We start from the raw sequence: 17,642 nt of genomic DNA on the forward strand, positions 1-17,642 counted from the left end.
CGAGCAGGGCAACCGGCGGGAACACGGCAGCGACAGCTGTTTTGCAAAGGTGGCGGCGGACGGGAGTCACCGGGCGGGGGGCCGGGCTGATTGTGGCCGCGGTCGGGCTGATCGCGGTCGGGTTTCGGTACGGCTATCCGGATCTGGCGCTGCTCGGGGCGGCGGCGGTGGTCGCACTGGTCTGTGCGGTGGGGTTCGCGCTCTGGCGGCCGCGGCTCACCGTGGAGCGGGTGGCTGATCCGGATCGGGTGGCGCGGGGCGAGCCGGCGCGGATGACGCTGACGGTGGGCAACGCCAGTCGGCTGCGGGCGGCGAATCTGGTGGCCAGCGACCGGTGCGGCGGCGGAGCGGTGCCGGTTCCGCTGCTGCGGCTGCGGCCGGGGCGGGACACCACCGTGGACTATCCGGTGCCGACCAGCCGGCGCGGGGTGGTGCCGATCGGGCCGTTGCGGGTCACCCGGGAGGATCCGCTCGGGCTGGTGACATTGGCCCGGACGTACGGCGGGGTGGCGCGGGTCTGGGTGCATCCGCGAATCCATTTGCTGCGGGCGGTGCCGGCCGGGATGGCGCGGAGCCTGGACGGCCGGATCGACAAGGTGCCGCAGGGGACGATCACGTTCGACACGCTGCGGGAGTACGTGATCGGCGACGAGATGCGGCGGGTGCACTGGCGCAGCAGCGCCAAGGTGGGCGAGCTGATGGTGCGCGAGCAGCTCGACACGTCGGAGCCGACGATCGTGGTGCTGCTCGACGACCGGGCCACGGCGCACCCGGAGGTTCGGGACGGGGTGGCCGAGTCGTTCGAGTCGGCTTGCGAGGCGGCGGCGTCGATCGTGGCCGCGGCGGTGCGTGAGGATCTGCCGGTCAGCCTGCATCTGGTGACCGAGGTGGCGACCGGGCCCTATCTGGATGTGCTCACCGAGGCGACGTTGAGGGACGGGGATCTGGCGGCCACCCTGCGGCGGATGCGCGGGCAGCGGCTCGGCGACACGTTGATCTTCCTGACCGGGCCGGGCGGACGCGGGGACCTCGGCTCGGTGACTGCCTTGCGCGGCCCCTACCCGGTGGTGATCGCCGGGCTGTTCGGCGACCGCGACGGCGCACCCGTCTCGGCCGGCGACGGCCCGATCGTCATCGAGGCCGCCGATGGCGCCGAGTTCGCCGCCGCGTGGGACGGGGTCCGCGGATGGTAAGCGGTCCCAGGCAGGGTGCGCGGATGGTGAGCGAGGCTCGGCGGGGTGCGTGGATGGTCAGACGGCGGCGCCGAACCGCCGGCGGGGTGAGGGCATGAGCAGGTGGGTGCGGGCCGGAGTGGTGGCGGTCGCGCTCGCTGGGATGATTGCGCTGTCCGGGGTGGTGCTCGGCCAGATCTTTGCCGGGGCGCTGCTGGTCCAGCTGGTCGCCGGTGCGGCGGTTGGGGCGGTGGGTGTCAGCACGGCTGCGCGGCGGCTGCCCAACTGGGCGGTGGCGCCGCTGTCGGCGGTGCTGCTCGGGGCGTACGGCGTCTTGGCCTTGAAGGTTGCCGCGCAGCGGGCCGAGATCGCCGGGCCGCTGCCCGAGATCGTGCGGGATGCGCTGGTCAACGGGATTCCGCGGCTACTGACGGCGCTGATTCCGGTCGAGCCGACGCCCGACACCGTTGTCGTGCCGGTGATCGCGGCCTGGCTGGCCGGGCTGGCGGGAGCCGAGATCGCGGTGCGGGCCGGGCGGGTGCTGCTCGGGCTGCTTCCGGCGACCGCGCTGTATGCGGGGGCGCTCTATGTTGTCGGGCCGAACGCTGACACTGCGCGCTGGACGACGCTGGTCTTCGCGGGGCTCGCCGTGGTTGCCCTGGCGGCCAGTGCGCGCCACGCCGAGGAGCCGCGTGCGGAGGGGCGGACCCGGGTCGCGGTCCGGGGGCCGGCCGTCGGGCTGGTAATCGTTATCGGACTGGTCGTCGCGGTGGGGCCGTGGATCAGTGGGCGGGTCGGCGCGACTCCGGTCGATCCGCGCCGCTATGTGGAGCCGCCGCAGGTGGACAGCCTCGACGAGAGCCCGCTCAACCGGATCTCCGGGTGGGCCCTGCGGCCGAAGGATCCGCTGTTGCGGGTCTCGCCGGCGAGTGGCGTCAAAGGCAGGACTGTGCGGCTGCGGCTGGCCGTGCTGCCCGACTACGACGGTGTGACCTGGCGCGTCGGGGCCACCTACCGCAACGCCGGGCGCGTGCTTCCGCCTCTGCCGCAGCTCCCGGACACCGACACTTCGGAGGTACGCCAGGACGTCACGATCAGCGGTCTCACCGGGCGGCTGCTGCCCGTCGTGCCGGCGCCGACCGAGGTGTCCGGGGCGCGGGTCGCCTTCGACGCGGCCACCGGCACCCTGATCCGGCCCGAGGCGCTCGTGAGCGGATTGACATATTCGGTCACCTCCGAGCTGCAGACGCCGGATCTCAACCTGCTGCCCACGGCCGAGACGCCGTCCGGGAACGCGGTCGCGCGCTACCTGACCATCGGGGCGGACGTGCCCGACGACATCCAGCGGCTGGCCGATCAGCTGGCCGAGGACAACGGCGCCGCTTACGACCGGGCCATGGCGATCCAGGAGTTCCTGGCCGAGCACTACCGGCGGGTGGCCGACGCGCCGAGCGGCCACGCCTACCCCAACCTGCGGTACTTCCTGTTCGGGCCGCGCGGGCAGGGCGGCCAGGTCGGGACGTCCGAGCAGTTCGCGGCCTCGTTCGCGCTGCTCGCCCGGATCACCGGGCTGCCGAGCCGGGTCGTGGTCGGCTTCGACGCGCCGGCGAAGGGCGGCGCGGTCACCGCGGCCGACGCCATCGCCTGGCCGGAGGTGCTCTTCGACGGGCTGGGCTGGGTGGCGTTCGACCCGATGCCCAAGAGCAAGGACCCGACGCCGGTCGAGGAGGACTTCACCCCGAAACCGACGCCGCCGACCTCACCGCCGTCGCAACCACCGGCGCCATCCGAGACGCCGCCGAGCTCCGGGGCGCCGACCGTGCTCGCGGCTGCTCCCGGCGACGGGCCGTCGGCGGGGGTGGTGGCCGGGGCAACGTCCGGATCGGTGGTGCTTCTGCTGGTGCTCGCGGCGGGAGCGGTCGTCGTGATGCGGCAGTCTCTGCGCCGCCGGCGGCTGGCCACCGGTACGCCGGACGACCGGATCACGGGCGCCTGGCGGGAGTTCACCGACGCACTGCGCCTAGCCGGCCGCCCGGTCCCCAAGCACTTCGCGGCCACCGAGGCGGCGGCGTACGCGATGAAGCCCGAGCCACCACCGGGGGGCCCGGGAAACGCCACGCCGCCGCGGGGGAAGTTGAGAAACGCCACGCCGCCGCCGGGCGCGCAGGAGTCGCTGCCTCCGCTCGATGAGCTCGTGGCCGGCATCAACACGGTCGGGTTCGCGCCTGGCTCGGCCGACGACGCCCAGGCCGCGCGGGCCGGTGGGCAGGTGGTCGCCTACGCGGACGCGCTGCGCTCCCGCCGCTCGTGGTGGCGGCGCCTGTGGTGGGCCGTCCACCCGGGACCGCTGCGCTGGAACCGCCGGCCGTGACCGCTGCGGTCCAGCAAAGGCACGCGAAGCCAGGCGTGACCGCTGCGGTCCAGCAAAGGCACGCGAAGCCCAGGCGTGACCGCTGCGGTCCAGCAAAGGCACGCGAAGCCCAGGCGTGACCGCTGCGGTCCAGCGAAGGCACGCGAAGCCCAGCAGTGACCGTGGCGGCCCGGGTGGGCCCGGCCGTGACCAGGCCCACCCGAGGGTGTCAGCTCAGCCGGCTGACGACCTGGCCGGCGACCGCGTCGCCGGCGGACAGGCCGAAGTCGGCGTCCCACTGGTAGTGCACGCCGAGGTAGACGCGGCTGCGGGCGTTCTCGACGGCCGCCGCGCTGAAACTGGTGTAGGTGCGGTAGTTCTGCTCGCTGGGGTCGAGGCTGTCGACGCGGAAGGTGACGGTGTCGGTGCCGAAGTAGCGCTTCATGACGCCGGCCCAAGCGCCGGCGAAGGTGGCGTGCCCAGAGATGTAGGCCGGGAACGGCGGCGAGAAGCGCACACCATTGCGGTCCACCGACAGCGGCTGCCAAGTCGGGTCGGCCACGGTGGCCGCGTTGCCGTCGGTGTCGGCGAGCCGGATCGCCGACTCCGGGCGCCACAGGTCGATGGCGGTGCGATACTTCGCGTCCCAGGAGACGATCGCGGAGTCGGCCATGGCCAGGCTGACCATCGTGTACAGGCGGGCGGCCTGGAACAGCTCGAGGTTGCGGTCCAGGGCCAGGATCGAGGTGTGGCGCAGCAACTGGCCCGGCGGCTTGTACGTGCCGGGCACGTCATTGGCCCAGAAGAACGCGATCCGGGTCTGCTCGGCCGTCCGCGTCGTCGAGTTGACCCCGCCCAGCGCCTTGACCTCGTTGACCTGCGCGGCGTACTCGGGGCTGGCCAGCAGGGCCGACACCGTTGAGAAGCCGCCGGGCAGCGGTGGCCGGAACTGAGTGCCCGAGGTGAGGGTGAACGGGGTGACCCCGCCCCAGTTCGGGGTGGCCGCCGGGCCCGAGCCGGTCTGGCGCCACTGTCCGGGCACGGTGCTTTCCACGTACGGCGTGGTGTTGTTGGAATTGTCGTTGGCCCGGGCGGCCAGGATCCGCTGGGCGACGGTGACGCCGACGGACGTGCTGAAACCCTCCGGGCCCGGGTTGCCGACCGGCTTGTACTTCGCCGCCTCGGCGTAATAGGACGAGAAGTCCACGGTGGGGAAGATCTGCGGCAGGACGGTACGGGCGGCCGCGTCGACGTTGGAGATGATGTCGTAGGTGTAGTTCGGCTCCCGCGCCACCCGTCCGAGGTACGGCGTGCCGCTGCCCTGCAACGAGACGATCGTGTCGTAGAGGGCCGCGTTGAGGATGGCCGCACGCCGGGTCAGCGGGCCCGGCGCCTGGTCGACCCGGGTGAAGGCGTACCGCAGGGCCTCGTTCCACAAGATGACGTGGTCGGTGCCGGCGGGTATCGCCGCGGCCGGACCGGCCGTGGCGGCCACGGTGCCGCCGGTGGCCACCGCGGCGATACCGATGGCGGCGCCGGATCGAAGCATGGTTCGACGTTTCAACGGGTTCCTCCGGATCGGCGGATCGAGACCCGGAGACGCCCGGGCCCCGCGTCGACCGGCGGGATCTCCGCCGGCCGTCTGCAATCTGCCGCCGGAATGGCGCGTAGAACTGAGAGCACCGCCCAGCCTCCCGTCCCCCGACAGCGAGTTGCTCAGACGAACGGGGGCCGATCAGGCACAGCGCAGTAACACATTGTCCAACCCCCGTTGACGAAGAGCATTCTTCGCAACGCGTCGACCGATGTCAATGCGCAGCGATTGACACCGGTCACCGGGAGTCAGGCGAGGGCGGCCGCCCCGAAGGAGACGGAGAAGCGCTTGCACCAGATGCTGACGCTGCGGAAGTCGCTCGGGTCGATGTCGGCCCGGAGGGCGTAAATCTGGTCGCCGCGATTGCCTTTCAGCCGGCCGAGCTCGGTGTATTTGCCGTCGTCGAAGACGTGCCAGCCGTCGCGGCCGGTCTTCACCGGCTGGTCGGTCAGCCAGACCCGCAGGTCGGGGCCGTCACTGGTGTTCAGGCCGGCCAGTTCGAGCTGATGGCTGCCGTCGGGGTTGCGGACCAGCCGAGCCTGACCGGTGGTGTCATGTTCGTGCGTGACGAAGGAGCCCCGGGCGATCACCACGGCGACGGGTGGGTTCGAGGCCGAGGCGGAAGCGGTTGACGGTTGTGGTGCCGCGGAGGGCGTGACGGTCAGGGTGTCGGTCACCGTCGTATCGGTGAACAGCCGCCACGGCTGGAACCAGTAGAGGCCGCCGGCGGCGACGAGGCCGAGCACAGCGACGGCTAGGGGAAGCAGTCTGCGGTTCACCGCCTCAGTCAACGCGCCGGTGGCGGTGCACAGCCAGATGGCCTGGCCTTACGACTTCCTTACGGCAGGCCGGCGGGCGGCGCCCTCGATGACAAGCCCGAGGGCGGTCTCCGGGTCAGCCGGCGATCGTGACGACCGGGGCGTTCTGGGTGACCGCCCAGTCCAGGGCCTGGCGCAGCTCGTCCTGGGGGAGGGGCCGGCGGCGGGTGATGGTCAGCGCCACCGTCACCGTGACTGACAGGAAGGCGCTGCGGGCCTCGGCGGCGGAGAACGAGGCGACCAGGTCGTAGGCGAAGCGTACGGCGTCGTCCTGGTCCAGGGCCGGCAGCAGCAGCATGAAGTCGTCGGGGCCCGCCTTCACCGCCCGGTCACCCGGGCGCAGCCGGCTGACGAGCAGCTCGACGGCGGCCTGGTGCTGCCGGGTGGCCGTACGGCCGATCGACCCTTCAGGCCCGGCCGCGTGAGTGATGCGGACCGCCACCACCGCGACCGGGAGAACGCCCGAGGCGGTGACGCCGGTCGCCCCGGTCCAGCGGTGCAGGCCGGGCCGGCCGGCCAGGTCGATGTCGCCGGCCGCCGCCGCATCCGGCTGGGTTGTCGCTGCGCCGAGGTCGCGGGTTTCCAAGGCGTCGGCGTCCCGGGTTTCAGCGGCGCCGGCGCGCAGGCGGTCGTGGTCGCGCTCGGCTCGCGTCGTGAACAAGCGCAGCGCGGCGTCGGTGCGGCTCTCGCCGGGAGTGGCCGGGAGATCGCGTACGCGCTCGAGGACCGCGTCGATGGCCGAGCGGGTGGCCGGCGGCAGGCGGTCGCCGAGCTGGTTGCGCAGGCGCAGCGCCTCGTGCAGCGCCTCGTCGCGGCGGAAGGTGGTCCGGGCCTCGAACAGGCGCCCGCTCTCCAGCGACGCCGCGCCGGGCTGGAACCGCTCCAGGTCGTACGCCACCAGCAGCGCCCCGAAACGCGGGGTCAGCACGACGACCGTCCACTCGCGGGCCAGCTCGTCCTTCTCGTCGAGCAGCACCGCCTGGGCTCCGGCCGGCAGCTCCGGGGTCTGGTCGGCGACCAGACCCACCACAGTGGCCGCCGCGCGGCTTGCGATCTCCGTGTAGACCCTGCGTTCCCGCTCGAAGTACGGCAGCCGCTGGAACAACGCGAAGACCAGCATGGGCCCGTCCTCGGCGGCCGCCAGGGCGGACCGCTCGAGCGCGTGCGAGATGGTCACCAGTGTTCGCTTGGTCAGCCGCTGCACGGCCGGGGTGTCGGGCACCGCTGTAGCGTAGGGACACCCGGGCCACCTGGCGACCCATCATGGATGATCTATGCTCGGCCGGCCCGGAATCCCGGGCCGGTACGGGGAGTCCCATGAGAAAATTCTTGCTGTTCCTCTTCGCGGCGGTTCTCGCCGCCACCACCTTGACGAGTACGCCGGCCTCCGCGGCCGATTCCTGCGGCGGCACCCTGGCCATCGGCGCGATCGCCCGCTGTGAGTCGATCAGCGGCAGCCAGGAGCAGGTCTACTTCGTCACCGTTCCGCGGGCGAACGACGTCCTCTACACCATGCTGACCCGCGGGAGCGGCGAGTCGCCCCAGGCCCGGATCTCCGGCCCGAACGGCGCCGACATCTGCACGGCCCTGTCGGACGCCGGCCGCTGCCAGCTCAAGGGCGCCGGCACCTACAAGGTCATCGTGTCGCTCTACTTCGGCGGAGAGGGTGATTACACGCTCGGTGTGCAGTCGCTCAAGTCACCGTCGGCCTGCACGACCCTGCCCGCCTCGTTCTTCGCCTTCACGTCGACCGGTCAGGCCGGCTCGCTGCCGGCCGGCGCTCCCGGCGACTGCTTCCGGTTCAACCAGCCGACCGGCAGCGTGCTGCGTCTCTGGTCGCCCAAGGGCAACGGCGACATCCAGGGCGACATCCTCGACGCCGACCTGCAGCCGGTCTGCCAGATCCGGTACGCCACGTACTGCACGCTCACCGGCATCGGTCCTTATCGGCTGAACCTGGCCGAATACTACGGCGCCGAGACCCCGTACACGCTGCGGATGTCGCGCATCTCGAACGCGGCCGGCTGCCAGGTGCTGCGGACCGCGCCGTTCGGCGACCCGACCGCGTACGCCGGAACCGGCTCTCTGCCGCAGCAGGAGGACATCACCTGCCACAAGACGCACGTCGCCACCCCGGGCACGCTCGGCGTGCGCGTCTTCAACGCCCAGGGCGTCGCCTGGACGGTGTACGACGACGCGGGGCAGTCGATCTGCTCGAAGTGGGGCCAGGAGCCGTGCGCCGTGCCCGCGGCCGGTGACTACACGGTCATCTCGGAAAGCCAGGACTGGAACCCGATCAGTTTCCAGATCGCGCTGCCCGCCCTGATGCGCACCGTGGGCTGTTCGGCGGCGACCGGGCTGAGCTGGGCCGCGGACGCGCTGGTCATGTCGCAGACCTCGGCCGTGCAGACCAACTGCCACCCGTTCCGGGCCGACGCGGGCGACCGTGTCATCGCCTACGCCGCGGCGACGAGCTACAACGAGGCCCACGCGACGATCGTCGACAGCACCGGTACGGAGGTCTGCCCCGGCCTCGGCGACGAGGACGGGTGCGTCCTGCCGGCCACCGGCACCTACCGGGTCGTCTCCTACCTCGCCAACTGGAACGCCGATCACAGCGAGCAGACCTACAAGCTGCAGGTACGCCGGCTCTCCCAGCCCGCCGGCTGCCCGGTCGTGCGGCCGGGAACCTACAACGCGCCGCCCGCGGGAGCGGCCGGGCCGATCCGGTGCCGGGCGCTGGTCGTGACCGAGCCGGGCGCCTACACCGTCCGGGCCTTCGACGGCGAGAACCGGCAGACCTACGGGCGGTTGTACGACGGCACCGGCCGCAAGGTGAACGCGAGTGACCTGCCGGCCGGCCGGTACACGTTCGTGCTGGACGGCGGCGTCACCTCGTCGGTCATCGACAACGACTTCACGTACGTCACCTCGGTCCTGCCGGCCGAGCCGGCCGGTTGCCCGGCCGCGCCCACCGACGGCCTGACCGGCGCCCCGTGGCACGCCGAGTTCACCGCGGCCGGGCAGGTGCTGTGCCGCCGGCTCGACCTGCCGCAGGGTGCGCGGCTGGCTCAGCTGCAGCCGACCGACGGGCTGGCGCCCGAGGCCCGTCTGTTCGACGCCGACGGGGAGTACATGTGCGACTCGTCGGCGCTGACCCAGTACAGCTGCGCGCTCGACAAGCCCGGCCCGTACACGGTCGTGGTCGAGCAGAACCAGGGCGACGCGCCGGGCGCCTTCACCACGGCGTTCGCCCGCGTCGACGGCATGCCGGACTGCCCGGACCTGCCCGCCGGCGCCGGCGGCGCGGACGCCCGCACGGGTACCGACCGGGTCGCCGCCTGTTTCAGCATCGCCGCCGATCAGCACGCCGGGCGGGAGACGTTCGCCTGGCAGCGCACCGCGGGTGACGGCACCGCCCAGCTCGCGGTCTACAACGCCGACGGCATCCGTTACTGCCGTACGGGCGCCTTCGCGGACCGAACGGTCACGTGCACGCTGCCGGCCGGTCCGCTCACCGTGGTGCTGGAGGGCCCTTCCACGGACGCCGCGTTCCGCCTCACCCATACGACCGCGTCCTGACCGGGCACCGCCGCCGGGCACTGCCCGGCGGCGGTACATGCTGGCGGGCATGGACGAGCGAACAACGCGGCCAGAGTCGGCCGGGCGGGCCGGCTATCGCCGTTCGGCGGGGTCGAGCCGGGGTGAGGCCCGCCGGCGGGAGCTGCTGGACAAGGTGACCGACGACCTGGCGGTCAACGGGCTGGTCGACTTCTCGCTGCGCCGGGCGGCCCGTGCGGCCGGGACCACGCACAAGGTGCTGCTGTACTACTTCGACGGCGTGGACGACCTGCTGGTGCAGAGCGTGCTGCAGCTGCGTGAGCGCCGCATCAGCAAGGGCCTGGCGGCGGCGGCCGGGCCGGGCGGTGAGTCCCTGGCCGGGCGGGTACGCGCCCTGTGGCCGATCCTCGTGGGGGCCGAGAACCGCGTCCTCGACCAGGCGATCGGCCTCGCCATGTACGACTCGGACCGCTACGCCGCGCTCGGCCGGGGCGCCACCCAGCAGTACCTGCCGTCGCTGATCTCGCTGTGCCCGCCGCAGTGGCCGGAGGGCCGCAAGCTCGAGGTGGCGCAGATGGTCCTGGGCGTGCTGCGCGGTTTCCTCATCGACGCGCGGACCAACGGCGACGAGGCCGGGATCGCGGCCGGGTTCGACGCGCTCAGCCGTGCCTTGGACCGCGAGGAGGCCGCCGGGGGGGTAGACCCGATGTGAACCACGTGGTTCACTTTGCGGAGAGCGGCGGGGAGCGGAGGTCGGTCATGGAACGAGAGAAGACCCGATTCGCCAGCGGCGACGCCGAGTGCGCGGCCTGGCACTACCCCGGCCCGAACGGCGGCTGCGTAGTCATGGCCGGCGGTTTCGCCATGCCCAAGGAGCCGGGCACCGACCGGTTCGCCCGGCGCTTCGCCGATGCCGGCTACACCGTGCTGGCCTTCGACCACCGCCGGCTGGGTGAGAGCGGCGGCGAGCCACGCCAGGTCGTCCGGATCCGGGAGCAGCTGGCGGATTGGCGGGCCGCGATCGCGTCCGCCCGGCAGCTGCCCGGTGTGGACCCGGACCGTGTCGCGATCTGGAGCTTCTCGCTGACCGGCGGCCACATCCTGCCTGTCGCCGCCCGCGATCCGCGCCTGGCCGCGGCGATCGCGCAGTCGCCCAATCTGGACGGACCGGCCGCCGCCCGCAACGCCGCGCGCTTCACCACCCGGTCGGCCCTGCTGCGGTTCACCGGCCGGGCGCTCGCCGACGCCCTCGGCGGCCTGGCCGGGCGGGCGCCGCGGCTGATCCCGACCACCGGCCGCCCCGGAACGGTCGCGGTGTTGTCGACGCCGGACGCGGTGGACGGCTTCGACCGTAAGGTGCTTCAGCCGGACTGGCCGCAGGAGGTCGCCGCCCGGTCGGCCCTGCGCGCCTCGATCTACCGGCCCGGCCGGTTCGCCTCCCGGGTGCGGTGCCCCCTGCTGGTCGTGGCCTGCGACGACGACCAGTCCGCCCTGGCCGCCCCGGCCGTGCGGGCGGCCGCCGCCGCGCCGCGCGGCGAACTGCTCCGGGTGCCCGGCGGCCACTACGCGCCGTTCCTGGACGCTCATGAGCGGACCGTCGAGGCCGAGCTCGCGTTCCTCGGCCGTCACCTGCTCGGCGCCGCTAGCCGAACCTGATCACTTCCTGACGTCCGTTCGTCAGGCTGGTCCCCCGCCGGGACCGGCCCGGCGGTACGGGACAGGGAGTGGACCATGCGGAGACTGCTGGTGGCGGCCGTGGCGTTGAGCGCGTTGACGGCCTGCGGCACCTCGGCCGCGGAGACCGACACGGCGAAGGTGGCGACGCTGCAGAGCCCGTCGGCGGCGGCGGGGAAAGCGACGCCGAAGCCGGCGGCTCAGCGGCCGCGGGAACGGCTGGACACGACGCCGGAGGAGTTCGAGGCGCTGCTCGGGCCGTACAACAAATGCCTGGCCGAGCACGGGGGCATCGCCAAGGGCAGCACGATCCAGCAACAGCGGAAACAAGCCCAGGCCGGACCGGCCGGGCCGGCCTCGGGCGCGCAGACGGCGAAGTTCGACGCGGCCAACAAGATCTGCGAGCCGCAGTACTACCCGCTGCCGCCGTGGGAGAAGGATCCGGCCAACCCGGAGGCCAAGGACTTCGCCCGGGCGACGGTCAAGTGCCTCAAGCAGAAGGGCGTCGAGTACGTCGAGGTCAGCGAGGACGGGCTCAGCATCGCGCTGGGCGGTGACCAGAACGACCCGAAGTCGATCTCGATGGGCCTGGACCTGATCCCCGGCTGCGAGCGCGACATCGCCAAGCAGAACAAGTAATCAGGAGATGGCCGCTCGGGGCATGAGACGGGCGGCCCGCACGCACGGGTAGACCCCGGCCAGGACGCCGATGACGATGGCGCCGCCGGCCCCGATCCCCGCCGGACCGGCGGGGATCACCAGGGGCCAGCCCTGCCAGGCGGCGTAGCCGATGGTGGCGGCCAGGCCCAGGGCGGCGCCGGCCAGGCCGCCCGCGCCGGCCAGCACCACCGACTCGGTGAGGAACTGGCCGCGGATCTGACCCCGGGTGGCGCCCAGGGCCCGGCGCAGACCGATCTCGGAGCGGCGTTCGAGCACCGAGACGACCATCGTGTTGGCCACGCCGATGCCCCCGATGACCAGGGCCACCCCGGCCAGGGCCAGGAACAGCACCGAGAAGCTGCTCTCGGTGGCCCGCTTGGCCGCGAGGGCCTCGGAGGGGCGGGTCACGGTCACCGCGCCCGGGCGCTCGGGGGAGATCGTCGCGGCCAGCACGCCGCGTACCGCCTCGAGTTGTGCCTCCTCGCTACGGACGTACAGCACTGTGGGGTGTCCGTCGAAGCCGAGCTCGGACCGGGCGGCGGGCCAGCCGACCAGCACCGACCGGTCGATGTCGGGGGTCAGGGGAGTGGTCTCGAGGAGGCCGACGACGGTGAAGCGGCGTCCGGCGATGAGGACCTGCGGCGCGGCGGTCCCGCGGGGCAGATCGGTGATTCCCAGGCGGGCCGCGGCGACTGAGCCGAGCACGACGGCCGGGAACTTCTCGGTGGCCGGGTTGAGCCAGGCGCCGGAACGGACGCGGGCCTGGATCGCGGCGGGCAGGTCGAGGCGGGCGGCCAGGGCGGTGAGGCCGCTGGGGTCGGTACGCTCGTTACGGCGTACGGCCGCATGGGTGTTGGCCACGGCGGACGCGCCGGTGACCGGCCCGATGCGCCGGACCATCTCCACCGCCGACTCGGGCAGCGGCGCCGGTGGCTGGACGTCCGGCTGGGCCATCGCCTGTAGCGTGTTCGTGCCCAGCGCGCTGAGCTGCTCGACCAGGGCGGCCCGGCCGGACGCGGGCAGGCCGGTCACCACGATCATCGTGGCGATGCCGATCGCGATGCCGAGCCCGGAGAGCGCGGCCCGGCCCGGGCGCGTCCGCATCCCGAGCAGCCCGAGCCCGAGCAGGTCGGCCGGGCTCACCGCCGCACGTCCGAGACGATCCGGCCGTCGCGGATCTCGACCTGCCGGGGCAGGGCGGCGGCGATGTCGCGGTCGTGGGTGATCAGCACGATGGTGGTGCCCTCCTCGTTGAGCCGGCGCAACAGGCCGAGGACCGTACGGCCGGTGGTGGTGTCCAGGGCGCCGGTCGGTTCGTCGGCCAGCACCAGCGACGGCCCGTTGGCCAGCGCCCGGGCGATCGCCACCCGCTGCTTCTCGCCGCCGGACAGCTCGCCCGGCCGGTGCCGGGCGCGATGCGCGAGCCCGACCCGCTCCAGGGCGTGCAGGGCGCGGTCACGACGGTGGCGGCGGGGCACGCCGGCGTAGAGCAGCCCGGTGGCGACGTTCTCGGCCGCGCTCAGCCCGTCGGTCAGATGGAACTGCTGGAAGACGAACCCGATCTCCCGGGCCCGCAGCGCCGACAGGCGGCGGTCGCGCAGGGTCGCCACGTCCCGGTCGCCGATCCGGACGGTGCCGCTGGTCGGCCGGTCGAGGGTGCCGATGATGTTGAGCAGGGTCGACTTGCCGGAGCCGGACGGGCCGACGATGGCGGCGAGCTCGCCGCGGTGGATCTCCAGGCTCACGTCGTCGAGCGCGGTCACGCCGCCGGGGTAGCGCACGCTCGCGTGAGCGACCGAGACGAGGGTCACGAGGCGACCACCACGGCCATGCCCTCGGTCAGGCCGTCCCCGCGTACTTCCACCCAGCCGTCGGCGAACATGCCGGTCGTGACGCCGACCAGGCCGTCCGGGCCCTGCACGGCGTAGCCGCCCTCGGTCAGCGCGACCAGCGCCTCGACGGGCACGGCGAGGACGTTCCGGGCGATCTGCCCGGCCACGTTGACCTGCACCCCGGCCGAGTCCAGCTGGGCCAGGTCCTTCGGGTTGTCGACGGTGACCAGGACGGTCAGCTTCGGCGGGCCGTCGGCCACGCCGTCCGGGGGCGACGCGACGGTGCGGCCGACCGAGAGGATCCGGGCCTTGACCGTACGCTCGTTCGGCAGCGTGACGGTGACGCGGTCACCCCGGCTGAGCTCGGCCGCCGCGGTGAGCTCGGCCGAAACAGTGATGACCTTACGGGTGGCGGTGACCGTCATGAGCTCGGTGTTGGCGGGGGCGCCCGGTTGGACGGTCACCGAGTCGACCCGTACGGCCCCGGACTGCACCTCGACGTCGCCGACGGCGATCGTGCCCGTCGGTGGCAGGCCGTTGTCCTCCTGCCACCGCTTGATCGCCTTGACCAGATCGGCGGTGAGCACGCCGTCCCCGTCCCGGACCGTGGTCGTCCCGGCCTTCTCACCCGGATCGGGCCGGCGGCCGATCCGGTAGCCGAGCGCCCGCAGGTTGTCGGCCACGATCCGCACGTCCCGGCCGACCAGATCGGCTCCCGCGATCGGGCGGTAGAGCGGCATGCCGCCGTAGAACAGGACCACCGGCTTGTCGTCGGCCCGGAAGAGCTGCTTGCCCCGCCCGATCGTCGCCCCCGCGGCCGGCAACCAGGTGACGGTGGCCGCGGTGTGCCCGGACAGCGGCCGGGCCGAGCCGAAGCCGACACTGCCGTCCAGCTTCTTCGTGGTGGACAGGGTGCGGCGCTCCAGCTTCGCGGTCTCGGCCGCGACGGTCTGCTGCGGCGCCGGCTGCTGAGCCGCCCGGTGCCGCGAGAAGGCGACCGCGGCGCCGGCGCTCAGCGCCCCGACCAGCACGATCCCGCTCAGCCCGGCCACGATCCTCGATTGCATGGCGACGAGCGTCCCGGGAGATCGTTAGAAAGCTGTCAGGTCTTCCGCGAAGATCTCCGGTGGTCGCGGCGCGGACCTATCATCGCCGCCATGTGTGCTCAGGTCCTGCTCGCCGAGGACGATCCCCGCCAGGCCGAGGTGGTCCGGCGCTACCTGGCCGCGGACGGGCACGAGGTCCTCGTCGTGCCCGACGGGCGGACGGCGCTGGCCGAGGCCCGCCGGTGGCAGCCGGCCCTGGTGGTGCTCGACGTGATGATGCCCGGCCTGGACGGGCTGCACGTGTGCCGCACGCTGCGGGCCGAGTCCGACGTGCTGGTGCTCATGCTGACCGCCCGCGCCACCGAGGAGGACCTGCTGCTCGGCCTGGAGCTGGGCGCCGACGACTACCTGACCAAGCCGTACAGCCCGCGGGAGCTCATGGCCCGGGTCCGGACCCTGCTGCGGCGGGTGAACCGCGGCGCGCCACCGGTCACCGATGAGCTACGGCGGGTCGGGCGGCTCGGCATCGACCCCGTACGCCACCTGGTCACGGCCGGCGGGGAGCCGGTCGAGTGCACCCGCGGCGAGTTCGCCATCCTGGCCGCCCTGTCCGAGCGGCCGGGCCGCGTCTGGACCCGGGCCCAGCTGCTGCACCACACCCGCGGCGTCGACCGCAGCTCCACCGAGCGCACCATCGACGTGCACGTGATGAACCTGCGCCGCAAGATCGAGACGGATCCGCAGAAGCCGGCGCACCTGCTCACCGTCTACGGCGTCGGCTACAAGCTGGCCGCGGAGACGCCGTGAGCCGCGTCCCGCTGCGCCACAGCCTTCTCACCCGCCTGCTGGTCACCTCGGTGCTGATCGCGGTCGCGGCCATCGCCGCCACCGCCTGGCTGGCCACCGCCACCGCCACCCGGGCCCTGCGCCTGGAACAGGGCCGCTCGCTGACCGAGGACAAGGGCGTCTACGACCTGCTGGTCGGCTACGCGGCCACCCACCCCGACTGGTCCGGCGCGCCCGGCCTGATCCGGGACCGGGCCGCCAAGATCGGGCGCCGCATCACGCTGACCACCCCCGACCGGGTCGTGATCGCCGACTCGGGGCCCGGCCCGTCGCTGGCCGGCGCCCGCGCCTCGGCCACGGTCGACCCGCTCGACCTCGACCTCGCGCTCAGCGGCGGCACGGAACGCATCGACACCCGCGCGGCCGGCCCGTTCCTGGTGCCACCGGCCGAGCGCGCCGGGCTCGACAAGGTCGCGGCCGACACGCTGATCTGCATCCGCAAGGGCGGTGGGGACGGCGAGATCGTACGGCTGCCGAACGGCCGCCCGTCCATCGTGCTGACCGGGTCGGGCCTGGACGGCAACGCCGCGGCCTGCAACGACCAGCTGACCGCGGCGTCCACCAAGGCCGAGGTCGGCCCCCTGCGCGAGCTCGGGCGGCTGGTCACCACCTGCGCCCGGCTGCCCCGGGAACTCAAACTCGGCGTACGGCCGGACTTCTCGACGTACTTCCTGATCGCCCAGCGCCCCGAACCGGTCGCGATGCCCGACAGCACCACCTCGGCCGTGCCGCCGGCCCGGGTCCGCGGCTGCGTGGAGAAGTCACGGCGGGCCATGCTGCAGGCGTACGTCGCCCCGCCCGCCCTGTTGTTCGTCACCGACCCGACCGCCGGCGCCGACCAGACCCGCTTCACGCTGTCCCGCGAGAACACGATCCGGATCGTCGCCACCACCGGCGGCGTCCTGCTGGCCACCATTGTGGTGACCGTGCTGGTCGGGCGCCGCCTGGTCCGCCCGCTGCGCGCGCTCACCGACGCGGCCGGCCACGGCCCGGTCCCGGTCTCGACCCGCGACGAGATCGGCCGGCTGGCCCGCGCCCTCAACGACTCGACCGAACGCCGCGACCGGGCCGAGGCCCAGCGCCGGGCCATGGTCAGCGACGTCGCCCACGAGCTGCGCACCCCGCTGACCAACATCCGCAGCTGGTTGGAGGCCGCGCAGGACGACCTGGCGCCGACCGACGCCCAGCTCGTCGACCTCCTGCACGAGGAGGCGCTGCTGCTGCAGCACATCATCGACGACCTGAGCGACCTGGCCGGGACGCTGCGCCTGGACCTGCGGCCGGTGGCCCTGCGCGACGTGCTGGCCCAGGTGGTCGACAGCCATCTCGCCCCGGCCCACGCGGCCGGCGTCCGGCTCGCCATGGAAGTGCCGGGGGATCCGGTGGTCCAGGCCGACGCCGTCCGGCTGCGGCAGCTGCTCGGCAACCTGGTCTCCAACGGCATCCGCTACACCCCGCGCGGCGGCTCGGTCACGGTCACCGCGCACGGCCCGGTCATCGAAGTCCGGGACACCGGCGTCGGCATCGCCCCGGAGAACCTCCCCAAGATCTTCGACCGCTTCTGGCGGGCCGACGAGTCCCGCAGCCGCGCCACCGGCGGCAGCGGCCTGGGCCTGGCCATCGCCCGCAAACTCACCGAGGCCCACGGCGGCGAGATCGAGGTGCGAAGCGTCGTCGGCCAGGGAACCACCTTCACCGTCCGGCTGCCTTGAGTTTCGCGGCGCTGCCGGGGTCGGCCGGCAGGAAGGCGGGTCGCGCTTGCCTTCGCCGGCCAGTTCGCGCTCGTGCTGCCGCTCGTGCTGATCGGCGGCGCGGCCAGCTGGGCGCTGATCACCCCGATCAACCACGCGCTGACCGGCCTCGCCCCGGACAACCCGAGCGTGGTCATCTCGCTCAACTCCAGCGGCGCCTACCTGGGCCAGGCGCTCGGCGCGATCCTCGGCGGCCTCGCCCTCACCAGCGGCGCCGGCGCCCGCGAGATCTGCCTGATCGCCGCCGCCATCGTCGCCGTCGCCGTCCTGGTCGAGCTCACCAACGCCCGGCGCCCCGCCCTTACAACGCCGAGGTGAGGTCCCGGCTTTACATGCTT

General features: G+C 73.2%; 15 protein-coding genes. 9 read left to right on the plus strand and 6 right to left on the minus strand.

What is annotated here, in order from left to right; translation table 11 throughout:
- The first annotated feature begins 92 nt into the window (after positions 1–92).
- Positions 93–1,193 (plus strand): DUF58 domain-containing protein, encoded by a 1,101-nt coding sequence (locus tag AB0J66_RS20675; RefSeq protein ID WP_364662795.1) that lies wholly within the window; start codon positions 93–95, stop codon positions 1,191–1,193.
- A gap of 94 nt (positions 1,194–1,287) precedes the next feature.
- Positions 1,288–3,543: a DUF3488 and transglutaminase-like domain-containing protein gene (locus AB0J66_RS20680; RefSeq protein WP_364662798.1), complete on the plus strand. Its 2,256-nt coding sequence runs from the start codon at positions 1,288–1,290 to the stop codon at positions 3,541–3,543.
- 208 nt (positions 3,544–3,751) lie between these two features.
- On the opposite strand, the gene AB0J66_RS20685 is transcribed toward AB0J66_RS20680, so the two are convergent.
- The 3 genes from AB0J66_RS20685 to AB0J66_RS20695 all read right to left on the minus strand — a co-directional run bounded on the left by AB0J66_RS20685 (position 3,752) and on the right by AB0J66_RS20695 (position 7,156).
- Positions 3,752–5,071, minus strand: coding sequence for a vanadium-dependent haloperoxidase (locus AB0J66_RS20685; RefSeq protein WP_364662800.1), 1,320 nt, complete (start codon positions 5,069–5,071; stop codon positions 3,752–3,754).
- Positions 5,072–5,364: 293 nt separating this feature from the next.
- Positions 5,365–5,895: a DM13 domain-containing protein gene (locus tag AB0J66_RS20690; RefSeq protein WP_364662803.1), complete on the minus strand. Its 531-nt coding sequence runs from the start codon at positions 5,893–5,895 to the stop codon at positions 5,365–5,367.
- Positions 5,896–6,010: 115 nt separating this feature from the next.
- The gene (locus tag AB0J66_RS20695) at positions 6,011–7,156 is read right to left on the minus strand and encodes a DICT sensory domain-containing protein (protein ID WP_364662806.1); all 1,146 of its coding nucleotides are present in this window, start codon (positions 7,154–7,156) and stop codon (positions 6,011–6,013) included.
- 95 nt (positions 7,157–7,251) lie between these two features.
- Between AB0J66_RS20695 and AB0J66_RS20700 the strand changes: the two genes are divergently transcribed.
- The 4 genes from AB0J66_RS20700 to AB0J66_RS20715 all read left to right on the plus strand — a co-directional run bounded on the left by AB0J66_RS20700 (position 7,252) and on the right by AB0J66_RS20715 (position 11,808).
- Complete coding sequence (locus tag AB0J66_RS20700) at positions 7,252–9,516, plus strand: hypothetical protein (RefSeq protein WP_364662808.1); 2,265 nt, start codon at positions 7,252–7,254, stop codon at positions 9,514–9,516.
- A 49-nt stretch (positions 9,517–9,565) separates the two neighbouring features.
- Positions 9,566–10,207 carry a hypothetical protein gene (locus tag AB0J66_RS20705; RefSeq protein ID WP_364662810.1) on the plus strand — a complete coding sequence of 214 codons (642 nt, stop codon included), beginning with the start codon at positions 9,566–9,568 and terminating at the stop codon, positions 10,205–10,207.
- A 47-nt stretch (positions 10,208–10,254) separates the two neighbouring features.
- Positions 10,255–11,151: an alpha/beta fold hydrolase gene (locus AB0J66_RS20710; RefSeq protein WP_364662813.1), complete on the plus strand. Its 897-nt coding sequence runs from the start codon at positions 10,255–10,257 to the stop codon at positions 11,149–11,151.
- Between the two features lie 75 nt (positions 11,152–11,226).
- Positions 11,227–11,808 carry a hypothetical protein gene (locus AB0J66_RS20715; protein ID WP_364662816.1) on the plus strand — a complete coding sequence of 194 codons (582 nt, stop codon included), beginning with the start codon at positions 11,227–11,229 and terminating at the stop codon, positions 11,806–11,808.
- Here AB0J66_RS20715 and AB0J66_RS20720 read toward each other — a convergent pair whose 3' ends face one another.
- Genes AB0J66_RS20720 through AB0J66_RS20730 form a run of 3 tightly spaced genes read right to left on the minus strand, consistent with a single transcriptional unit; the run spans position 11,809 to position 14,728 of the window.
- Positions 11,809–12,933: an ABC transporter permease gene (locus AB0J66_RS20720; protein ID WP_364663002.1), complete on the minus strand. Its 1,125-nt coding sequence runs from the start codon at positions 12,931–12,933 to the stop codon at positions 11,809–11,811.
- 35 nt (positions 12,934–12,968) lie between these two features.
- Positions 12,969–13,640: an ABC transporter ATP-binding protein gene (locus AB0J66_RS20725; RefSeq protein ID WP_364662819.1), complete on the minus strand. Its 672-nt coding sequence runs from the start codon at positions 13,638–13,640 to the stop codon at positions 12,969–12,971.
- Positions 13,637–14,728, minus strand: coding sequence for a peptidoglycan-binding protein (locus AB0J66_RS20730; protein WP_364662821.1), 1,092 nt, complete (start codon positions 14,726–14,728; stop codon positions 13,637–13,639). Before AB0J66_RS20730 ends, AB0J66_RS20725 begins: the two co-directional genes overlap by 4 nt.
- Before the next feature lie 90 nt (positions 14,729–14,818).
- Here AB0J66_RS20730 and AB0J66_RS20735 point away from each other — a divergent pair, with 90 nt between their 5' ends.
- The 3 genes from AB0J66_RS20735 (at position 14,819) to AB0J66_RS20745 (ending at position 17,622) form a co-directional block, all read left to right on the plus strand.
- The gene (locus tag AB0J66_RS20735; protein ID WP_364662824.1) at positions 14,819–15,514 is read left to right on the plus strand and encodes a response regulator transcription factor; all 696 of its coding nucleotides are present in this window, start codon (positions 14,819–14,821) and stop codon (positions 15,512–15,514) included.
- Complete coding sequence (locus AB0J66_RS20740) at positions 15,511–17,265, plus strand: HAMP domain-containing sensor histidine kinase (protein ID WP_364662827.1); 1,755 nt, start codon at positions 15,511–15,513, stop codon at positions 17,263–17,265. The genes AB0J66_RS20735 and AB0J66_RS20740 overlap by 4 nt, the downstream gene beginning before the upstream one ends.
- Before the next feature lie 72 nt (positions 17,266–17,337).
- Positions 17,338–17,622, plus strand: a complete 285-nt coding sequence (locus AB0J66_RS20745; protein WP_364662829.1) for a hypothetical protein — start codon at positions 17,338–17,340, stop codon at positions 17,620–17,622.
- Positions 17,623–17,642: the final 20 nt, after the last annotated feature.

Source organism: Actinoplanes sp. NPDC049598 (genome assembly GCF_040675435.1).
Lineage (GTDB): Bacteria > Actinomycetota > Actinomycetes > Mycobacteriales > Micromonosporaceae > Actinoplanes.

What these genes read in the sequence shown, in the direction of transcription:
- AB0J66_RS20680 (WP_364662798.1), top strand. Translation starts at nt 1,288, where the DNA reads ATGAGCAGGTGGGTGCGGGCCGGAGTGGTGGCGGTCGCGCTCGCTGGG.
- AB0J66_RS20685 (WP_364662800.1), bottom strand. Translation starts at nt 5,071, where the DNA reads ATGCTTCGATCCGGCGCCGCCATCGGTATCGCCGCGGTGGCCACCGGC.
- AB0J66_RS20700 (WP_364662808.1), top strand. Translation starts at nt 7,252, where the DNA reads ATGAGAAAATTCTTGCTGTTCCTCTTCGCGGCGGTTCTCGCCGCCACC.
- AB0J66_RS20705 (WP_364662810.1), top strand. Translation starts at nt 9,566, where the DNA reads ATGGACGAGCGAACAACGCGGCCAGAGTCGGCCGGGCGGGCCGGCTAT.
- AB0J66_RS20710 (WP_364662813.1), top strand. Translation starts at nt 10,255, where the DNA reads ATGGAACGAGAGAAGACCCGATTCGCCAGCGGCGACGCCGAGTGCGCG.
- AB0J66_RS20715 (WP_364662816.1), top strand. Translation starts at nt 11,227, where the DNA reads ATGCGGAGACTGCTGGTGGCGGCCGTGGCGTTGAGCGCGTTGACGGCC.
- AB0J66_RS20720 (WP_364663002.1), bottom strand. Translation starts at nt 12,933, where the DNA reads ATGCGGACGCGCCCGGGCCGGGCCGCGCTCTCCGGGCTCGGCATCGCG.
- AB0J66_RS20730 (WP_364662821.1), bottom strand. Translation starts at nt 14,728, where the DNA reads ATGCAATCGAGGATCGTGGCCGGGCTGAGCGGGATCGTGCTGGTCGGG.
- AB0J66_RS20735 (WP_364662824.1), top strand. Translation starts at nt 14,819, where the DNA reads ATGTGTGCTCAGGTCCTGCTCGCCGAGGACGATCCCCGCCAGGCCGAG.